The organism is Sphingobium sp., from assembly GCF_003248505.1.
Taxonomy (GTDB): Bacteria; Pseudomonadota; Alphaproteobacteria; order Sphingomonadales; family Sphingomonadaceae; genus Sphingobium.
On record NZ_QFOA01000021.1, the window covers coordinates 26,282 to 45,591 of the forward strand.

General features: G+C 60.1%; 19 protein-coding genes. 8 read left to right on the plus strand and 11 right to left on the minus strand.

Going from position 1 to position 19,310, the window contains the following annotated elements:
* Positions 1 to 252: 252 nt before the first annotated feature.
* The 10 genes from DI606_RS09415 to DI606_RS09460 form a co-directional block, all read right to left on the minus strand.
* Positions 253 to 747: a hypothetical protein gene (locus DI606_RS09415; protein ID WP_293982003.1), complete on the minus strand. Its 495-nt coding sequence runs from the start codon at positions 745 to 747 to the stop codon at positions 253 to 255.
* Positions 744 to 1,712, minus strand: a complete 969-nt coding sequence (locus DI606_RS09420) for a phosphotransferase family protein (RefSeq protein WP_293982006.1) — start codon at positions 1,710 to 1,712, stop codon at positions 744 to 746. Before DI606_RS09420 ends, DI606_RS09415 begins: the two co-directional genes overlap by 4 nt.
* A gap of 195 nt (positions 1,713 to 1,907) precedes the next feature.
* Complete coding sequence (locus DI606_RS09425) at positions 1,908 to 2,678, minus strand: glucose 1-dehydrogenase (RefSeq protein ID WP_293982008.1); 771 nt, start codon at positions 2,676 to 2,678, stop codon at positions 1,908 to 1,910.
* A gap of 41 nt (positions 2,679 to 2,719) precedes the next feature.
* Positions 2,720 to 5,332: a TonB-dependent receptor gene (locus tag DI606_RS09430; RefSeq protein ID WP_293982010.1), complete on the minus strand. Its 2,613-nt coding sequence runs from the start codon at positions 5,330 to 5,332 to the stop codon at positions 2,720 to 2,722.
* Positions 5,333 to 5,374: 42 nt separating this feature from the next.
* Positions 5,375 to 6,796 (minus strand): aldehyde dehydrogenase family protein, encoded by a 1,422-nt coding sequence (locus DI606_RS09435; RefSeq protein WP_293982012.1) that lies wholly within the window; start codon positions 6,794 to 6,796, stop codon positions 5,375 to 5,377.
* Positions 6,793 to 8,355: an AMP-binding protein gene (locus DI606_RS09440; protein WP_293982016.1), complete on the minus strand. Its 1,563-nt coding sequence runs from the start codon at positions 8,353 to 8,355 to the stop codon at positions 6,793 to 6,795. The genes DI606_RS09435 and DI606_RS09440 overlap by 4 nt, the downstream gene beginning before the upstream one ends.
* Positions 8,352 to 8,942: a histidine phosphatase family protein gene (locus DI606_RS09445; protein ID WP_293982018.1), complete on the minus strand. Its 591-nt coding sequence runs from the start codon at positions 8,940 to 8,942 to the stop codon at positions 8,352 to 8,354. The genes DI606_RS09440 and DI606_RS09445 overlap by 4 nt, the downstream gene beginning before the upstream one ends.
* On the minus strand, positions 8,933 to 9,739 hold the full coding sequence (locus DI606_RS09450; protein ID WP_293982020.1) for an SDR family oxidoreductase: 807 nt from the start codon (positions 9,737 to 9,739) through the stop codon (positions 8,933 to 8,935). Before DI606_RS09450 ends, DI606_RS09445 begins: the two co-directional genes overlap by 10 nt.
* Positions 9,736 to 10,908 carry a cytochrome P450 gene (locus tag DI606_RS09455; RefSeq protein ID WP_293982022.1) on the minus strand — a complete coding sequence of 391 codons (1,173 nt, stop codon included), beginning with the start codon at positions 10,906 to 10,908 and terminating at the stop codon, positions 9,736 to 9,738. The genes DI606_RS09450 and DI606_RS09455 overlap by 4 nt, the downstream gene beginning before the upstream one ends.
* A gap of 2 nt (positions 10,909 to 10,910) precedes the next feature.
* Positions 10,911 to 11,597, minus strand: a complete 687-nt coding sequence (locus DI606_RS09460; protein ID WP_293982025.1) for a TetR/AcrR family transcriptional regulator — start codon at positions 11,595 to 11,597, stop codon at positions 10,911 to 10,913.
* 141 nt (positions 11,598 to 11,738) lie between these two features.
* On the opposite strand from DI606_RS09460, the gene DI606_RS09465 reads away from it, so the two are divergent.
* The 8 genes from DI606_RS09465 to DI606_RS09500 all read left to right on the plus strand — a co-directional run bounded on the left by DI606_RS09465 (position 11,739) and on the right by DI606_RS09500 (position 18,409).
* Positions 11,739 to 12,500, plus strand: a complete 762-nt coding sequence (locus DI606_RS09465) for an SDR family NAD(P)-dependent oxidoreductase (protein ID WP_293982028.1) — start codon at positions 11,739 to 11,741, stop codon at positions 12,498 to 12,500.
* Between the two features lie 155 nt (positions 12,501 to 12,655).
* The gene (locus tag DI606_RS09470; RefSeq protein ID WP_293982030.1) at positions 12,656 to 13,429 is read left to right on the plus strand and encodes an SDR family NAD(P)-dependent oxidoreductase; all 774 of its coding nucleotides are present in this window, start codon (positions 12,656 to 12,658) and stop codon (positions 13,427 to 13,429) included.
* Positions 13,430 to 13,457: 28 nt separating this feature from the next.
* Entirely contained in the window at positions 13,458 to 14,219 is a 762-nt protein-coding gene (locus tag DI606_RS09475; protein ID WP_293982053.1) for an SDR family NAD(P)-dependent oxidoreductase, read from the plus strand.
* Entirely contained in the window at positions 14,216 to 15,391 is a 1,176-nt protein-coding gene (locus tag DI606_RS09480) for an acyl-CoA dehydrogenase family protein (protein WP_293982032.1), read from the plus strand. The genes DI606_RS09475 and DI606_RS09480 overlap by 4 nt, the downstream gene beginning before the upstream one ends.
* On the plus strand, positions 15,388 to 16,458 hold the full coding sequence (locus tag DI606_RS09485; protein ID WP_293982034.1) for a phosphotransferase: 1,071 nt from the start codon (positions 15,388 to 15,390) through the stop codon (positions 16,456 to 16,458). The genes DI606_RS09480 and DI606_RS09485 overlap by 4 nt, the downstream gene beginning before the upstream one ends.
* Before the next feature lie 5 nt (positions 16,459 to 16,463).
* Positions 16,464 to 17,618, plus strand: coding sequence for an acetyl-CoA C-acetyltransferase (locus tag DI606_RS09490; RefSeq protein ID WP_293982036.1), 1,155 nt, complete (start codon positions 16,464 to 16,466; stop codon positions 17,616 to 17,618).
* Positions 17,619 to 17,639: 21 nt separating this feature from the next.
* On the plus strand, positions 17,640 to 17,954 hold the full coding sequence (locus DI606_RS09495) for a 2Fe-2S iron-sulfur cluster-binding protein (RefSeq protein WP_293982039.1): 315 nt from the start codon (positions 17,640 to 17,642) through the stop codon (positions 17,952 to 17,954).
* Between the two features lie 41 nt (positions 17,955 to 17,995).
* Complete coding sequence (locus tag DI606_RS09500; RefSeq protein ID WP_293982042.1) at positions 17,996 to 18,409, plus strand: GFA family protein; 414 nt, start codon at positions 17,996 to 17,998, stop codon at positions 18,407 to 18,409.
* Between the two features lie 240 nt (positions 18,410 to 18,649).
* Here DI606_RS09500 and DI606_RS09505 read toward each other — a convergent pair whose 3' ends face one another.
* Positions 18,650 to 19,186 carry an IS110 family transposase gene (locus DI606_RS09505; protein ID WP_293982045.1) on the minus strand — a complete coding sequence of 179 codons (537 nt, stop codon included), beginning with the start codon at positions 19,184 to 19,186 and terminating at the stop codon, positions 18,650 to 18,652.
* Between the last annotated feature and the right edge of the window lie 124 nt (positions 19,187 to 19,310).

Below are 19,310 nucleotides of genomic sequence, written 5' to 3' on the forward strand. Positions count from 1 at the left end.
GAAGGCGGCACCACCTCATTCCAAGGTTGGTGTCGCAAACCCTCGGAATCATATCGAAACTCGGCCGTCCACCGTTGCGTTAGCGTACCGACACAGCCTCTTAGCCGCAAACCTGTCCAAGAAGGGGGGGCCACCTCACTTCTAGTCAGACCCGACACCACGGCACTCGCCAATCTCATGATCACCTGGGTATTAACTCAGAGTATGCTCCCGCGGCCGTAGCTGGCAAGCTGCTGCCATGCCCACTGCAGGCTATACAGGCTGATCCCAACCCGCAGCTTCAGGATCAAACCCCATAAGGGCAAACCACTTCCGGTCTCTCGTAGATCGCTCCTTTCCATGGGAGAGGATTATGGTGCGCAGTTCAATGACGACCGTATGATCGCCATCGAGCGCAAGTGCCAGTAAAGCTTCATCAATCGCTTTTTGAGTAAGGCGAGTTTGTTCGTGAAAGGGATGCACGTCGATCCCATCGAGCGTAGCTTTCATGGCGGCGATTGCATTCTGTGTGGCCGCACCGCCGCGAGCGATTTCGATAACGGTCCGAGCCAATGCTGCGAATTCCTGAGCCTCCTGGGCTTCGAAATCCGGCGCCACCGCATATTGGGCCAGGCTTATTTGAAGATGCCCGACGACGAGCTGCAACTGCTCGCGCGCCAGGCTGGCTTCTTTGGGCAGGGCGGGCAGGATGACATAAGTCAGAGCGCGAACCGCGCTGTCGAGGCGTTCGGGGATGGAGGGATTCATTGCATGTCTCCGATCGAAAGCTGATGGGCCAGTGCCGCAATGTGCATGGGCCCGGTCGCTGCCAAGAAGGTGAGAAGCACATCTTGATGGTTATGCTGCTCGATCGCGGCGCGCATTCCCAGAACCGATACCAGGATGTAGCTTTTCCAGAAGTTGAAGACCTTGAAATAATGCAGTTTCTTGCGATTTACCAAATTTCCGCTTGCTGCTTCATAGGCGGCGATGAAATCCTCTTCGCCTTCGAAGATGTCGCTCGCGCGGAAGACACCTTCGATATGGGTTCCGAACACCGGCTGGAGCAGCCAAGCAAAATCGGCGTGATAATCGCCCAGATAGCACATTTCCCAATCTAGGAGAGCGGTCACATGACCGGTTTCTTCGTCAAACAGATAATTTCCGGTGCGGAAGTCGCCGTGCACGACGCTGACGCGGTCGCAATCGGGAATATTTTCCTCCAGCCATTGCGTAGCGACACGAACCACGGGTTCATGCGCGACGACATCCTGTTCCAAGAGTTCTTTCCAGAAGTTGATGAGCCAGCGGGTCGGCTGTTTCGGATCGGCGGTGGGTGCGGTAAAAGACCGGAGATTTGCGGACTGCCAGTCGAAATTGTGCACTTTTGCCAGCATGTCGAGATATTGCGGTCGAATGATCCGGCGAAGCCTGTCGCCGAGCACGGTGCCCAGGCCCGTCACAGACAAGTCGATGGTGCTCGGCTTGGTGACACCCGATACCAACTCCATGATCATAGCGGGGCGGGGAAATATCTCACCCTCCGCGTCGATCCAGACAGGTTTGGGCACCGGAACTACGCCCTCGAAAGCATTCAGAATTTCATATTCGCGCGCGCGGCTGGTTTCCGTAATCGCTTCGAGTGGGTCCATGCGCAGCACATAGCGCCGGGCTGCCTCTCCAGGGGCGGCCAGTGTAAAGATGAACTGCTCTTTCGACGCGCCGCCGCCCATGCGGGCGATGCCGCTCACGACCGCGTCGGGGCGATGCCGCGCGAAGAAACTATCGAGCAAGCCCTGGATGGCACCGTCTTCCTGTGGGATGTAAGGTGGCAGGTTTCTGCGCGCTTTCCTCGCCTCCAGCATGGCAGCGAGTTGCGGTTCCGTATCTATCACTTTTCCTCTCCGATCTTGTTATGATGGCGAAGGTCACATGGCCGATAGGCCTCCATCGATGACTAATTCTGCGCCGGTGATGAATCGGGCTTCGTCCGAACAGAAATAGACGGCGGCTCCCGCCACATCGTCCGTTGTGCCCACCCGTCCCAGGGGAATTTGCCGGGCCAGCTTGGCGACCATTTCCTCGCGCGGGCGGCCTGCGGCGAAACCATCGAGCAGCGGCGTGTCAATGAAGGTGGGATGCAGCGAATTGCAGGTGATCGTGCCGCCCGACTTGGCGCAATGTAGCGCCACCGACTTGGTGAGGTGGCGGACTGCGGCCTTGGCCGAGTTATAGGCCGCCATGTTCGCGGCCGCCACGACCCCGGAAATGGAGGATATGTTGATGATAGCGCCGCCTGCATCGATCGTGCTTGCGCGCATGAGCGGCAGGCAAGAGCGGATGCCGTAGAAGACACCATCAAGGTCAATCGCATGGGTCCGCTTCCAATCTTCGATGGAAACGTCCTCCACCGACCCCGTCAGGCAAATCCCTGCATTGTTGACGAGCAGGTGGAGTCCTCCAAATTCCCGTTCAGTAAAGGATATAGCATCAGCCCAGTCCTCCAAATCTGTGACATCCAGCTTCAATGCGGTGGTTTGTGAGCCGAGGGATGAGGCAACGCCATTTGCGGATACGACATTCACGTCGGTGACAAGGACATGTGCGCCCTCTGCAACGAACCGGGAGGCGATCGCGGCACCAAGGCCTGATCCAGCTCCGGTTATCAAGCCGATTTTCCCTTCAAGCCGCCCAGTCATGATACCTCCGTTGAGGGGGCACTGCGGCCCCCTCGTTACAGTTAGAATTTGAATGAAGCCTCGACCCCATAGGTGCGGGGCGCGCCTCGGTTGAAATAATCAAGATAGAAGGCATTGAGGTTGAGGCCGTAGGCATAGTAGAATTTGTTGGTCAGGTTCTTGCCCCACAGTGCGATGGTGTAACTCGGCGTCTCATAGGAAATGCGACCGTTGAACAGCCAATAGCCAGGATTGCCGCACGCGATTTCGGGCGTGGCGGAAAGGACACTGGAACCGGCGGCAGGTTGGTCGCAGGGCTGCTGGCCATAGTTTTTGAACGGGTCGAAATAATATTTGCCCATATAATTGGCGTCCCCGCGCAGCACGATGCGACCATCATTGCTCTCGGTCCGTACCGCCGTCCATTCAAACCCTGCGTTGAAGGTCAGCTTGGGCGCATTAGGGAAGGGATTGCCGTTGATGTTGATGGTGGTGTTGGCCGGGTTCAACGGGTCGGTCGAATTGCCGGTATATTTGCTGTTGAGATAGCCGGCCGATGCGTTGAGTTTCAGATTTTCGGTGGGCCGGACGTTCAGTTCGCCTTCAAAACCCCAGACCCGGCCATTGGCGCTGCGCAGGAAGGATGTGGCGCCGATGATTTGTGCGATCTGCTGGTTCGAATAGTCATAGTAGAAGCCGGAGACATTCAATTGGACGCGCCGGTCGAGGAAGCGCGACTTGATGCCGCCTTCATAGGCGTTCACGGTTTCGGGCTTCAGGAAGTAGACCTGCGAGGTGTCCTGATAGGCAAGGCCGTTATAGGTGCCGGAACGATAGCCGCGGCTATAGCTGGCATAGGCCATGACATCCGGGTCGAACTTGTAATTGACCACGACGCGGCCCGAGACGGCACCCTTATTGTCATGCTGGTTCATCGTCCCGATGGCGGGATCATAGGGGAAACTGTAGGGAACCGTCGTCGCGATGGGGGTGGTGCCGTCCAATCCATAAAGAACGGTCTGGGCGTTCTTATATTGCACCTTGTCATAGGTATAGCGCAGGCCACCGGTGATGCTCAGCTTGTCCGTGACGTCGAACGTCAATTCGCCATAGAGGGCGAAGGACGGACGGCGCAGCGTGAATTTCTGGTCGGCCGCGATCGGAGCGAAGGGCGCCGCTCCCGCCGCTGCGCAGGCGGCCTGTGCTGCGGTGCCGCCCGGCGAGTTGGTCGTCGCCACATCATATTGGAAAGCGGCCAGCGAACGGGCGTCGAAGAAGCCATTTGGGTTGACCACCACCGGCGAACAGAAGCCGGGTGAGGAAGGGGTCAGCGACGGATTTAACGCGAAGGCGGGCAGGGTGTGAAGCGACGAAGCGGTTGCAATCGCGATGTTGCTGTAATCGCCGGGCAGGCCGGCACCCTGAAGCAGGGGACGGAGTGCGCCGAAGAAATCGGGTTGGTTGTGCGTCTTGATGGAGTCGACGCCATAATAAGCGCCGAGGATGCCGTGGAAACGGTCCGTCTCCAGGTTCAGGCGGACGTCCTGATTGAAATTCTTGCTCGCGGAATAATAGCGGATGGCGCAGATATTGTTGGGCGATCCGTCGCAATCGAAGGGTGCCAGACGATATTGGCCATAATCATAGCCTGTGACGGAGGTCAGCGTCAGCGCATCGTTCAGATTGACCTTCACGTTGAGCGAGAAACCCTTGTCGGCGGTGTAGAAATGGCCGCCCGTATCCGCTTCGACTTCATTTTCCTTGAGCGTGCGGCCGCCCAGTTCGGGGCGTGGCACGAAACGCGAATATCCCAGCGCGTCCGTCCTGTCCTGCAGATAGCCGATGCCATAGGCGAGGTCACCGCGGGGATTGTTGCGCGCGACATAGGCTTTCAGATTGACGTCGAGATCGGCGCTCGGCTTCCAGCGCAGGGAAACGCGCCCCGCAATGCTGTCTGTGGAGGCATAGTGGCGGCCATCGGTCGGATTAAAGGTATAGCCTCGGCCTTGTGCTGCGGTCCCGGCGAAGCGGATGCCCAATACATCGTTCACCAACGTCGTCTCACCCGCGAAATCGACCTTGTAGGTCTGGTAATTCCCCGCGCTGACGGTGAAATAGCCGTTGCCGTTGGAATGGAGATCGGGCTTGCGGGTGATGAAGTTGATAGCGCCGCCCGTAGTATTGCGGCCGTAAAGGGTGCCCTGCGGCCCGCGCAGCACTTCGACGCGCTCCAGGTCATAAAGCTGCTGCCCGTGGGTAGCGCGGAAGCTCTGATAAACTTCGTCCACATAGACGCCGATGGGCGAGGCGGTTGAAGCGGAGAATTCATTAGCGACAGAAATGCCGCGCAGGGAGAAATTGGGCTGGGTATCGCCATAAGCCGATGTGACCTGAAGATTGGGCATCGATCCCATGAGATCCCGCGTTTGCAGGATGCCGCGGGACTGAAGCTCCTCTGAACCGATGGCGGAAATGGAGGCAGGGACGCTCTGCAGATTTTGTTCGCGGCGCTGGGCGGTGACGATAATGTCGCCGATCCCGATCGGCTCTGCCTGAGCCTGTTTGCCATCCGCAGTCGAGGTTTGCGCATGGGCTGCCGTGACGGTCAGCATGGAGACCGTAACCAACAGCGCAGCCCGCACCAAGCCGTGGCTGAACGTATCAGCTTTTTTCATTTTCCCTCTCCTGTCCATTCGTTGGAACGAAATTTATTAATTCTAGGGTAGTAGGATTGCCGTTGTTTCGAGATAGCCGTCGATCCCCTCCGGCCCGAGTTCCCGCCCGATGCCGGACGCCTTGTGTCCGCCGAAGGGTGCGGCGAAATCGAGAATGCGTTTGGAGTTCAGGCCAACGGTTCCAGTCCGCAGTCGGCGGGCTATGTCGAGCGCCCGAGCGATATCGGGCGACCAAACCGATCCCGAAAGCCCGAAGGCGCTGTCATTGGCGATAGCGATCGCCTCCTCCACCTCGCCATAGGGGATTAGCGCGATGATCGGGCCGAAAACTTCCTCATGTGCGAGCAGCGCGGAAGGCGTTACCCTCAGCAGTGCAGCGTCGACATAACATCCCTCCTTGGACGCAATTGAGCCAGCGATGGGCACAGCGCCTGCAGCCAAGGCTTCGGCGTGCATCCGACGCACCTTTTCGGCCTGCGCAGCCGTCGCTAATGGGCCGATATCGGTCTCGGGATCGAGGGGATCACCGATCTTCAGATTATCGAAAAGCGATTTCAGTCCCTCAACGAGGGCGGGAGCGGAGCGAGGCGCCAGCACCCGCGACTGTGCGCCACAGACCTGTCCATTATTCTGGACCGTGGCAAGGAACAGTTCGCGACGCCGGCTTGCAATCTGGAAGTCATCGAGCAGGATGGCCGCTGACTTTCCACCCAGTTCCAATGTGCAGCGGGCAAAGCGCTGGGCGACGACGGCGGCCACCGACCGGCCTGCGTCGGTGCTGCCGGTGAAGCTGACTTTGGCCACGCGGGTGTCGGATACTAGCTGGCGGCCAAGTTCCCGCCCGCCGATCAGGAGCGATATCATCCCCTTGGGCAGATCGAGTTCTGAGATCAACTCGGCAAATATCTGCATCGTCCGGGCATTTTCCGGCGAGGGCTTAAGGATGATCGGACATCCCGCCGCGAGGGCTGCGCCCAATTTCTCGCAGGCGAGAAACAAGGGAACATTCCAAGCGACGATGCCGACAGCCACACCGACCGGCGTCTTGCGCACCAGCACCCGGCCGCCGCGCGCGGCGATGCGCTCTTCCTCGAACACATGGCGTTGGACGAGGTCTGCGGTGGCCCGCAGAAGGCCGCTGGCGCTCTGGACCTGCAACGCCCTGGCCTGGCTGATCGGACAGCCGATTTCCCAGGCGGCGAGTTCGGCCAGTTCGTCCCCCCGCGCGTCCAGCTTGTCCGCCAGCGCGCGCAATGCCGCCGCACGAACGTCCCGCGACGTTTCCTCAGCCGGGCCGAGGGCGGCGAGCGCGGCCTCGATCGCGGCGTCAGCCATCGCATCATCGGCCAGCCGAACCGCCGTCAGCGCGGACAGGTCGACCGGACTGGGCATGACCACCGGCTCTGCCGTGCTGGCGCGCATCGTGCCCGCCACCAGATGGGTATCGACCCGAAAGCGCGTCATTCGCTCGCTCCCGCATGTTTCCGGAAGTCATGGCCGCGATGGGCGACATCCTGATAATCGGCGCGAATCCGGTGCTTCTGGAGTTTGCCGGTTTCGGTTCGGGGCAGATCGTCGCGGAAGGCGATGAATTTGGGGAGTTTGAAGGAGGCCAGCCTTTCCCGCAGATAGTGACGGATGTCCTCAGCGAGCGACTGGCTTGGTTCGCCGCCCTTGAGTTGGATGACGGCCTGCACCGCTTCGCCGAAATCGGGATCGGGCACGCCGAACACCGCTGCATCCAGTACGGCGGGATGCGCCGCCAGCGCATTTTCGATTTCAGCCGGATAGATGTTCACGCCGCCCGAGACGATGGTGAAGGATCGCCGGTCGGAGAGGAACAGGAAGCCGTCCTCATCGACATGGCCGACATCGCCGAACGTGGCCCAGCCCTGCACATGGTGCGCATCGCGGGTCTTGTCGGGATCGTTATGATAGACGAGACCCGCGCGTCCTTCGAAATAGACGGTGCCGGTTTCGCCCGGTGGCAATTCCCACCCATCCTCGCTGACGATATGGATCGCGCAACCATAGGGCTTGCCGACGGTGCCCGGTCTGGCCAGCCAGTCCGCGCTGCTGCTGTGGGTGAAGCCGACGCCTTCCGTGCCCGAATAATATTCGTGCAGGATCGGTCCCCACCAGTCGATCATCCGGCCCTTGGTATCGACGGGGCAGGGCGCGCCCGCATGTATGGCGACCTTGTGGCTCGACAGATCGACCTTTGCCTTCACATCTTCGGGAAGGTCGAGCAGGCGGGAAAACATCGTCGGCACCCATTGGCTGTGGGTGACGCGTTCGCGCTCGATCAGGGCAAGGGCCTTTTCGGCGTTGAACTTGAACATCATCACCACCGCGCCACCGGTCCGCAGCTGTCCCATCGCGAAGCGGAGCGGCGCGGCATGATAAAGCGGCGCGGGCGACAGAAAGATGCTGTCGCCATCCATCGCGAAAAGATCGGCGGCGCGGGCGGCCCGGCGCATGTCCGATCCCAGCGGCTGGAAATCGAGTGTTCTGCGCACGGCCTTCGGACGCCCGGTGGTGCCGGAGGTATAGAGCATGTCCCCGCCCTCCACCGCTTCGGGCAGGGGATGTTCGGGATCGACGGAGGATGCCACGACCTCGAACTCCGTACCGGGGTCGAGGGCGAGTACCAGCGGCACAGCCCGTTCCATCCGCGCGAGGGCTGCGACGCATTGATCCAGAAGCGCGGGATCGAGGATGATCGCCCGTGCGCCGCTATCGTCGAAGATATAGCTGAGTTCAGCCGGGGTCAGGCGGGTGGCGATGGGAATATAATAGAGACCCGACCGCTGCGCCGCCCATGCCGCGATGAAGAATTCCAGCCTGTTGCCGATCAGCAGCGCCACCGCATCGCCCCGCTTCAGCCCATGGGCATGAAGCTGCTGTGCAAGCGCGAGCGATCGTTGGTGGAGCTGCCCGTACGACAGGCGGCTTCCGTCCTGTGCGATGATGGCATCGCGATCGGGGGTAAGTTGGGCTATGGCTCCTGGATGTCCGGTCATCGGGCCTTCTCCAGTTCGAAATGGCTTGTTTCGTTGACGCTGAGGATCTGCAACGCATTCAGGCTCTTGCCCGCGAGGCGCGAGATGCTGCCGTTGCGCGGGGTGAAGTGCGTGATGCGGGGCAGTTTCAGCACATGGGACAGCAGGATGTTGATCGGAAAGCCGTGGGTGAAGACTGCGATCCGACGCCCGGACGCCTCGCTGAGAATCCGCTCGAACCCTGCCATGACGCGGCTTTTGAACTCGCCTTCGTCATGGCCATAATAGCGAATGGGGTCGCGCAGGAACTGATCCCACTCTCCGGCCGCCCTGATCGCCTCGGGCGAAACATAGACGTCGACGCCATTGTCGACCTCGCCGATTTCGGCCAGTTCATGGATCGGCATCTGCAAATGGTCGGCCAGCGGTTGCCCGGTCTGGACAGCGCGCAGCAGCGGACTGGAATAGATGGCGTCGATCGGCTCCAACGCGAGCCGGGCGCAGGTCTGACGCGCCTCGCTCATCCCCTGTTCCGACAGGGCCGGATTGGAGACGGAGCGGCTATGGGCATTGTCGGGAATGCCGTGGCGGACAAGGATCAATTGCATGAGCCGCCCTCCGAAGAAATGGTAAGGACTGAGGGGGCGTGCGGCGCCGGTGCCATCGCGCGGGCATTGGAAAATCCACCGTCGCAGGCGATATTGACGCCATTGACCCAGGATGACGCCGGCGACAGCAGGAAGGCGAGCGTTGCGGCGATTTCCTCCGGATATCCATGTCGCCCGACGATCCCGGCCGCCGCCTGGATGCGACTGGCGCCCATGGATTCCTCGAAATCCTTGAGGATGGGCGTTTCGACTGGGCCGGGACTGACGGCATTGACGCGGATGGCCTTGGGCAAAAGCTGTGCCGCCGCGAGGGATGCCCAGCGATTGACCAGCCTCTTCGAAGCGGCATAGGCTTCAGGCCCTTCCAGATCGGCGAACAGGTCGAGGATTGATTGGTCGGAGCCGGCCAGAATGGCGTCCGATCGCTCGTCGGACCAATGGCAGCGATGGGCCGTGACGCTGGACACGATGGAGATGCTGGCCGCTTGCGTGCACAGGGGCAGCAGAAGGCCGGTCAGCCGGCGCACGGCCAGAAGGTTGACCGCCGCGATCCGGCGCGGAGGCGCAGTGCCCGGAAGCCCGGCAACATGCGCGATCCCGTCGAGGGGCGCCTGCACCCGTCCGGTTGCTGCCACGATGCTCACATCATCCGCCAGATCGCATCGCAGGATGCCGTCCGCGGGATGGATGTCGAAGCCGATGACTTCATGCCCCTGCTCCAGCAATTGGGTGCGCAGGGCCGCCCCGATGCCGCTGGCGGCTCCGGTGACGAGCAGGCGCTGGCGACGCCCGGTCATCGCGACCAGCTCAGTTTGAGGTCGGTGAAGCCGGTGAACCAGTTGGACGGCGCACGGCGGGAGGGTTCGACGATGTCGACCTTGCGGATCTCGCGTAGGAACTCTTCCAGAAAGATGCGGGTTTCCAGCCTGCCTAGGTGGGCGCCCATGCAGAAATGGGCGCCCACGCCGAAACCGACATGCCGGTTGGGCTTGCGATCGATGTGAAATTCGCTCGCCGCGTCGAAGGCTCTTTCATCGCGGTTGGCGGAAGCGAAATACAGCACCACCTTGGTTCCGGCGGCGATGGGGGTTCCGAACAGATCATAATCCTCGGTCGCCGTGCGCCGCATCTGAAGGACGGGCGACACCCAGCGCGCCATTTCTTCAATGGCGGACGGAATGAGCGAAGGGTCGTCGCGCAGCCGGGCAAGCTGATCGGGCCGTTCAATCAGGGCTTCGAGCCCCCCGGTCAGCAGGAAGCGCGTCGTCTCATTGCCCGCGACGGTCAGGACCATGAAATAGGCGTCCAGTTCCTCGTCTGAAAAGAGCTTTCCCCCCGGCGTAGACGACACCAGCGCCGATGCGATGTCATTTCCCGGATGCAGGCGCTTTTCCGCCGAAAGGTCCCGGAAATAGTCGAAAAGATGATGCCGCGCATCGGCTTGGACGGCGTCCGTCAAGGTAACGTCGCTCATTGTGTTGGCCCAGTCGACGAGTTGATGCTGTCGGGATTCCGGGACGCCCAGAACCTCCGCGAAAATGATCATCGGCAACTGGACGGCGATCGCGGAGACAAAGTCGAAGGGCTGATTTTGCGGGGCTGCGTCGATCAGATCGCGAACGACCTGACGGATGCGGTCTTCCCTCTGTTCCAGCACCGATTTGCGAAACGCCTCGACGCCGGGACCGCGAAGACGGGAATGAAGTGGCTGGTCCGCATTGTGGACGGACGGCGCGCCATGGCCTTCGGCCCGCTTGTCACGTATCTGCGTGCCCTTGCTGTTGATAAAGCGGAGATTGTCGCGCGCGATTTCCGTCACATGCTCATAGCGGGTCAGCGCATAGAAGCTGTCCCCATCGGGCGTGGGATTACGGTGAACCGGCTCGAGATCACGCAACTGCCGGAATATCTGGTGGTCCGATTTGGACGTATAGTGATGGAGGTCGAGCAGATCGATGGCCGACATGATTATGCACCCTGCCTGTCTGCGTTGCTCAAGACGGGCTCTGCGGTTTGTGCCCCGAAAATGCTGCGAAACCAGATCAGGCCACAGGTACGCCCCAATTCGTCAAGCTCGTCCTTCGTGGGTACCTTTTCCGGGAGGCCGATGTGGACATAGGCGAGTTGCTCGATCATGGAGCCGAGCGCTTCGGCCATCAGCGACACGTTAACCGCTGCATCGATTGACCCTGCCTTTTGCAGGCGTTCCATCCAGCGCCGGTTCCTCTCGATGAAAGGCACGCGCATTTCGAGCCATGTCTTGAGGAAAGGATTGGGACTGGGCTTCGCGGCTGCCTCGCGAGCGACGCGCAGCATGTCCCTGTGAGCCGCGTAGATGTGGAAGAATCCGGTGTTGCGCTCTACCATCTCTTCGAACAGTCCGGGATTATAGCCCGCTCGTTTTATAGGGGAGGGGCGCCTCAGACCCTCGTGAAGCTCCTCCAGAACGGCGTGGAGCAGATCGTCCTTGTCGGTGAAATGCCGATAGAAATTACCATGGCTGACGCCTGCGATTCGAGCGACATCTGCCACCCGGGCAGCCTCATAGCCGTAAGCTGAAAAGGCCTTCCGCCCGGCATCAATTAGCTTGACGCGGGTCATCGCTCCCTTGCGAGTCGGGGCAAGCGCTTTGGTCTGGCGGGTTTCGTCGGTCATCGACAGCCTCTCCTGTCCTGCGTGATTCGTTTGTTATGAAAAAGTGATATCATCGTCAGTTTTATCGTCAAGCTGGATTGCGCGAATTTAGAAATATGATATCAATGTCACATTCAAAATATAATCTGCTGGAGAGAGCTGATGGAAGGAAAGATTGCGATCGTCACCGGCGGTACGGGCGGCATTGGGACGGCGACGGCGGCTCTTTTGCTGGCGCGTGGCGCGCGCGTTGCAATTATAGGACGGAGCCGCGAACGGTTGGAGCATGTCGCGGGATCCCTCAATGCGGGCGACCGGCTTCTACCCATACAGGCAGATGTGGCCATTGCCTCCGAGATGGAGACGGCTGTTGCAACCACCCTGACCGCTTTCGGGGGCCTCGACATTCTGGTAGCCAATGCTGGGACTGAAGGGGTCGTGAAGCCGCTGCTCGCCCTGACGGGGGAGGAGTTCGGGGATGTGCAAGCCGTCAATCTGACAGGTACTTTCAACAGCATCAAATTCGCGGCTTTGGCAATGCAGAGGCAAGGCGGGGCCATCGTGGCTACAGCTTCCGTCGCCGCGCTGGTGGGTGTCGCGGGGTTGGCCGCCTACACGGCCAGCAAGCATGGCATAGCGGGTCTGGTTAAGGTTGCTGCGATAGAGCTCGCTGCTTCGAACATCCGGGTTAATGCAGTCGCACCTGCGCCCATTGACAATGACATGATGCGGTCGATCGAGCGTCAGGCGGCGCCTGGTGTAGAGGAGGGGCAGGCGAAAGCTATATTCTCGGGCCTCAACCCTATGCAGCGCTATGGCCGGAATGAAGAGGTCGCCAGTGCGATCACTTTTCTTGCCAGTGATGACGCGAGTTTCATCAACGGGGCCATTCTCGCCGTGGATGGTGGCTTGGTCATTCAATAGCGGAGTTTTGCCTTTCACTTCCTATCGCAATGCGCCTGCTGGTTAGCACCCCCGCCTTATGGATGGGGCGTTCAGGGTGAACGCCAATTATCCGGGGCTCCGTCAGGCAAAGGCAAGTGCGGTACATTGAGCCGAACTCAAGTGGTTGATCTAATATGCAGCAATTTTCATTTAATCTGACCGGGCGGACAGCCCTTGTGACTGGAGCGTCGTCCGGTATCGGGCGACGGTTCGCCCGAATTCTCGCCGCCTCAGGCGCGAATGTCGTTGTCGGCGCCCGCCGCGTATCTCTCTTGGACGAACTTTGTGCCGAAATTCATGCAGATGGTGGTCAGGCTCTAGGCGTCGTCATGGATGTGGGGGACGAGGAGTCGACGATCGCCGCTTTCGATATGGCTGAGGCGAAATTCGGCCTCGTTGATACGGTTGTCGTAAATGCCGGGGTCAGTCCGGCGGGAAGTGCCCTCGGGCTGTCGGTCGACGATTTCGATGCAACCATGGCGATCAATCTGCGCGGTGCATTCTTGAGCGCGCGCGAGGGCGCTCGACGAATGGTAGCTGGTGGCACCACCGATACGGGTCGGGGGCGGATCGTACTTATCGGTTCTGTGACCGGCCAGCACGGCTTTCCAGGAATCGTCGCTTATGGCGCATCCAAGGCCGCAGTATCGCAAATGGGTCGGCTGCTGGCAAAGGATTGGGCCGGTAAGGGTATCAACGTCAACACGATCGCTCCGGGCTATATGGCGACCGACATGACCAATTCGCTTTGGGAAATCGAGAAGGGGCGCAAGCTTCTCGAGGGATTTGCCCGCCAGCGCCTCATGGGCGTCGATGCGCTCGATCCAATGCTCCTTTACCTCTGTTCAGATGCCAGCGCGCCGGTCACCGGCGGCCTTTTCACTATCGACGACGGCCAGACGCTTTGATCTGCCTCTCAAGAAAGGACACATAATTATGGATTTAGCAGGCGTAGCTGCAATTGTTACGGGCGGGGCATCGGGTCTGGGTGGCGCGACAGCGGCAAGGCTGGCAAAAGCCGGGGCGAAGGTCACAATCTTCGATCTCAATGCCGAACTTGGCGCAGCGCATGCGAACAAAATTGGTGGCTTGTTTCTGCCGGTCAATGTTGCGGACGAAGACCAGGTGCGCGACGCTGTGGCTAAAGCGGAAGCGAGCCATGGCACCGCACGCGTGCTGGTGAACTGCGCTGGCATCGGCACTCCGGCCAAGGTGATCGACCGCGAGGGCAAGGCGCTGGCGCTGGCCGACTTCACACGTACCGTGTCCGTCAACCTCATCGGGACGTTCAACGTCCTTTCCAAATTCGCCGAACGTCTACATGCTGTCGAGCCGATCGGCGAAGAGCGCGGCGTCATCATTAACACTGCAAGTGTCGCGGCATTTGACGGCCAGATTGCGCAGGCGGCCTATTCAGCGTCGAAGGGCGGCATTGTCGGTATGACTCTGCCGGTCGCCCGTGAGTTTGCGCGATACGGTATCCGCGTGATGACGATCGCTCCTGGCATCTTCTGGACGCCTCTGCTCGCCGCGCTGCCGCAGGAGGCATTGGACTCTCTAGGTGGGCAGGTTCCATTCCCCAGCAGGCTCGGTCAGCCCGACGAATATGCCCAGCTGGTTGAAAGCATCCTCTCCAACCCAATGCTGAACGGTGAGACAATCCGCCTGGACGGCGCTATCCGGATGGCTCCGAAGTGACCGGCGTCGGCATCGATAAGGCGCGCGAGATCGCCGCACGTGTAGAGGCGTTTGTACGCGCCGAGATCATCCCCTACGAGAAAGACCAGCGGCGCGACCATCATGGGGCGCCGACCGACGATCTTGTCGTCGAAATGCGGGCTAAAGCCAAGGCTGCGGGCGTGCTCACGCCTCATATCCTTCCCGATGGCACTCATCTTTCGCAACGCGAGACCGCGTTGGTTCTGATCAAGTCTGGTCTCTCCCCGCTCGGCCCGCTCGCGGTCAACACGATGGCGCCCGACGAGGGCAATATGTACCTGATCGGCCGGGTTGGAACGGTTGAGCAGAAGGCACATTTCCTTGCGCCGATGATCGCTGGAAATGCCCGGTCGGCATTCCTGATGACCGAGCCGTGGGAGGACGGTGGTGCCGGCTCCGACCCTTCGATGATGAAGACGTCATGTCGCCTCGATGGCAATCACTGGGTCATCAGGGGACGCAAGCGCTTCATCACGGGTGCGCAGGGGGCATCGGTCGGGATCGTGATGGCGAAATCCGAGGACGGTGCCTGCATGTTCCTCGTCGACTTGCCGGATCCTGCGATCCGGATCGAGCGTGTGCCGAACACCATCGATACCTCCATGCCAGGCGGTCATGCCGAAATCGCGATCGACGACCTGCGCGTTCCGTCCGAGCAGATGCTGGGACAGTCAGGCGAGGGTTTCAAATATGCGCAAATTCGGCTGTCTCCGGCCCGCCTGTCGCACTGCATGCGTTGGCTCGGGTCGTGTATCCGCGTGCACGAGATCGCGACTGAATATGCGTGTCGCCGCCAGGCCTTCGGCAAAACGTTGATCGATCATGAGGGCGTCGGCTTCATGCTCGCTGAAAACAGGATCGACCTCCAACAGGCTGAACTCATGATCCTGTGGTGCGCCGACATTCTCGATGGCGGTTCGCTTGGTACGGTCGAAAGCTCGATGGCGAAGGTGGCAGTTTCCGAGGCGCTCATGCGCGTAGCGGACCGGAGCGTCCAGATAATGGGCGGCAGCGGGGTCAGCAGCGACACCATCGTCGAGCAGGTGTTTCGTGAAATCCGCGCTTTCCGGATCTATGACGGCCCAACTGAAGTCCATAAATGGTCGTTGGCCAAGACGATCAAGCGCGAATGGAGCAAGGGTCAGTCATGAGCGCGGCCGGGCAGGATGCCAATATCGGGACGACGCCGGTGCGCGCGGGCTATGCCTTCGATGAACAGGCGCTCGCCAATTGGATGGAAGCCAATATTGCGGGCTTCTTCGGACCGATCAGCATAGAGCAGTTCAAGGGTGGACAATCCAACCCGACTTACAAGATCCGGTCGAGTTCGGGAACCTATGTCCTGCGTCGCAAGCCCCCTGGCCAGCTTCTGAAGGGCGCACACGCCATCGAGCGGGAAGCAAAGGTGCTCCAGGCGCTCGGTGACGCGGGCTTTCCTGTAGCGCGGGTTCATGGCCTGTGCACGGATGATAGCGTCATCGGAACCTGGTTCTATGTGATGGCCATGGTCGAAGGGCGGATATTCTGGGACGCGACGATCCCCGAGGTGAGCGCGTCAGAACGCCCACTTTATTTTGATGCGATGAATGCGACCATCGCGCAACTTCACGGCATTGACCCCGTAGCTATCGGGCTTGGTGACTATGGGCGGCCTGGGAACTATTTTGCCCGGCAGATTGCGCGCTGGTCGCAACAATATCTCGACGATACAGACGCGGGCCGGGATCCAAACATGGATCGCCTGGTGGACTGGCTGCCGGCCAACATTCCCATAGATGAGGGCGACGAAAGCAGCGTCGTCCATGGCGATTTCCGCATCGACAACATGATCTTTCACCCAACAGAGCCTCGGGTGCTCGCGGTGCTCGACTGGGAGCTCTCGACCCTCGGACATCCGGTCGCCGATTTTGCCTATCATGCGATGATGTACCACATGCCGTCGCATATTGTGGCAGGGCTGGCGGGTGCCGACCTCGAGGCGCTGAATATTCCGAGCGAAGCCGATTATGTGGCCGCTTACTGTCGTCGCACTGGCCGAGAATCCATACCCGGCTATCGCTTCGCGCTCGCATTCAACTTCTTCCGCCTCGCGGCTATTTTTCACGGCATCAAGGGGCGCGCAATCAGGGGGACGGCTTCGTCGGCGCAGGCCCATGAGCGGGCTGCAGCATTCCCAGAACTGGCAGCTCTCGCAGTTGCCCAAATTCCAAAAGGATAATGAACATGGCACAAGCCTATATCGTTGATGCAGTGCGTACCGCCGGCGGGCGTCGCAACGGCCGCCTTTCCGGCACCCATCCCGCCGATCTTGCTGGCGATGTCCTGTCCGCCCTTGTCGCACGTACTGGGATAGATCCGGCGGCGATCGAGGATGTTGTGCTGGGTTGCGTGACCCAGGTAGGCGAGCAATCCTTCGCCTTCGCACGCAATGCTGTTTTAGCCTCGACGTTGCCTACGTCGGTACCCGCGGTAACGGTCGATCGGCAGTGTGGCAGTTCGCAGCAGGCTGTCCAGTTCGCTGCTCAGGCTGTCATGTCAGGCACTCAGGACATTGTGATCGCTGCAGGCGCTGAAAGCATGTCCCGTGTTCCAATGTTCTCGAATCAGGCAGGAGGAGCAGGCCCGGTCAGTGACAGGATTCGTCAGCGGTTTGGTGTCAACGGGTTTAGCCAGTTCGAGGGCGCGGAAATGATGGCGCGCAAATATGGCTATTCCCGCGATACGCTGGATCGCTTTGCGCTGCGCAGCCATCAACTCGCCGCTGCCGCGATTGAGGCCGGCGCTTTCGAGAAGGAGATCGTTCCGGTCACGATCAAGACTCCCGATGGCTTTTCCGCCCATCTGGTCGACGAGGGCGTGAGGGCGGATTCGACGCTTGAGAAGATCGGAGCTTTGAAGACACTGGTTGAGGGCGGGGTCATTACCGCGGGTAATGCCAGCCAAATTTGTGATGGCGCTTCCGCCTTGCTCGTGGTGAGCGAGCGCGCGCTCAAGGCGCACGGTCTTACACCCATCGCGCGCATCCATGCGATGGCAGTCACCGCCGGAGATCCGGTCATCATGCTGGAAGAGCCGCTTGCCGCGACGCAAAAGCTACTCGAGCGCTCCGGTATGTCGATCGATGAGATCGATCTCTACGAGGTGAACGAGGCTTTCGCGTCGGTTCCGCTCGCCTGGCTGGACGTGATCAAAGCCGATCCTGCCCGCTTGAACATTCACGGCGGCTCAATAGCACTTGGTCATCCGCTTGGCTCCTCGGGCACCAAGCTGATGGCGACGCTTGTCCACGCCCTTCGACGCCACGGTAAGCGCTATGGCCTGCAAACGATGTGTGAGGCAGGTGGCATCGCCAACGCTATGATCATCGAAGCACTTTAAGGCGTCGGGGAGAATTTGAAAATGCCCAAGATCACTGTCATCTTGCGCGATGGAGACCGACAAGATGTCGATGGGGCCGTCGGCATATCGGTCATGGAAGCTATTCGCGATGCTGGTATTGATGAAATGCTGGCCCTTTGCGGAGGCTGTTGCTCATGCGCAACGTGCCACGTGATGATCGAAAGTGCAGCTGACGCTTTTCCGCCGATGGGCGAGGATGAAAATGACCTACTTGATTCCTCCGGTCATCGTAGCGGTTGCTCGCGTCTCTCCTGTCAGTTGATTGTCGCGGATTCGCATGATGGCGTCGTCGTGCGGATCGCACCTGAAGATTAGCATCCGAATGCATTATGCCGTGATCAAGGAGGGGGGCTTTAATGGATACCGTACAGCTATTGGCCGGAGGCTGCCTTTGTGGACAGATACGCTACGAACTCACTGCGGCGCCGCAGTTGACTGCGATCTGTCACTGCACGCATTGCCAGAAGCAAAGCGGGAGCGCCTTTTCGCTCAATCTTGTAGTGCAACGATCAGGCTTGGCCGTTTCTGGAGACCTGGCCTCTTACAAGGACCACGGAGAGAGCGGAACGGTCATCTACAGGCAATTCTGTCCTGACTGCGGATCGCCCATCATATCGGTACCTTCGGACAAGCCTGAAATCGCCTACGTCAAGGTCGGCACACTGGATGACAAGGGTGGTATCGACCCAGAAGTGCAAATCTGGTGCAGCAGCGCGCAGCCTTGGTGGTCATCGCAGAGTGAGATTCCCGCGTTCGATAGAAGCCTGTAGCAGTAAGTCCTTGCTAGGCTCAGGATCTGTAATTGCAGAGCTAGGCGGTGTTGATCCCTTGAGGGTTTCATGGATCTGTCCGCACTGGCCGAGCCGGAGCTGATCGTGCTGTATCGGGTCTCACAGAGGCGAACGTTGCATTGACTCGACGCGGGCTTGTCGGCCCATCTGACTACCTTCGCAGATCGTTCGTCCCTGCGTTCCCTCGCGGGACACCGCCCTCGGATCAGCTTTGACGCTTCACCGCTGGCAAACAGGTTCTATCCTACCTCGCGCCTGGAACAAAGTGCCATCGCGCAGCATGGCATGCATGATGACTGCGAGGCGACGGGCAAGGGCGACGCGAGCCTTCTTCAGGCCGCGACGCTTGGCGATCTTCATGGCCCATGTTTTCAGGGCGAAGGTCTCACGGCTCCGGGTGAGGATCGAGTTGGCAGCTTCGTACAGCAGTTTACGTACGGCGCCGTCACCCTGTTTGGTGATCCTGCCTGTCCAGTCGAGCTCGCCCGACTGATGGCGTCGGGGTACAAGGCCGAAGTAGGCCCCGGCATTGCGTGATTGTCGGAAGCGTCCGGCTTCATCGACTGCAGCGGCGAAGGCAGCAGATGTCTGCACGCCCACGCCCGGTATGGTCATCAGGATTTCGCAGGCCTGTGACTGGCTAGCGATGAGCCGCAGGCGGCGGTCCATTTCCTTGATCTGTTGGACCAATTCCGTGCGCACGGACAGCAAGGATGCGATGGCATCGCCAAGGCCCGGAATGTGGGCGGCCTGCATGATCCGTTCGAGGAAGGCCTTCCCTTGGGGACTGTCAGGATTTCCGTGTGTGGCCGGGCATAATGGGCAACAAGGAGTCCCACTATGTCACGACGCAAAGAACCTGCCATACCGAATGAGCTTC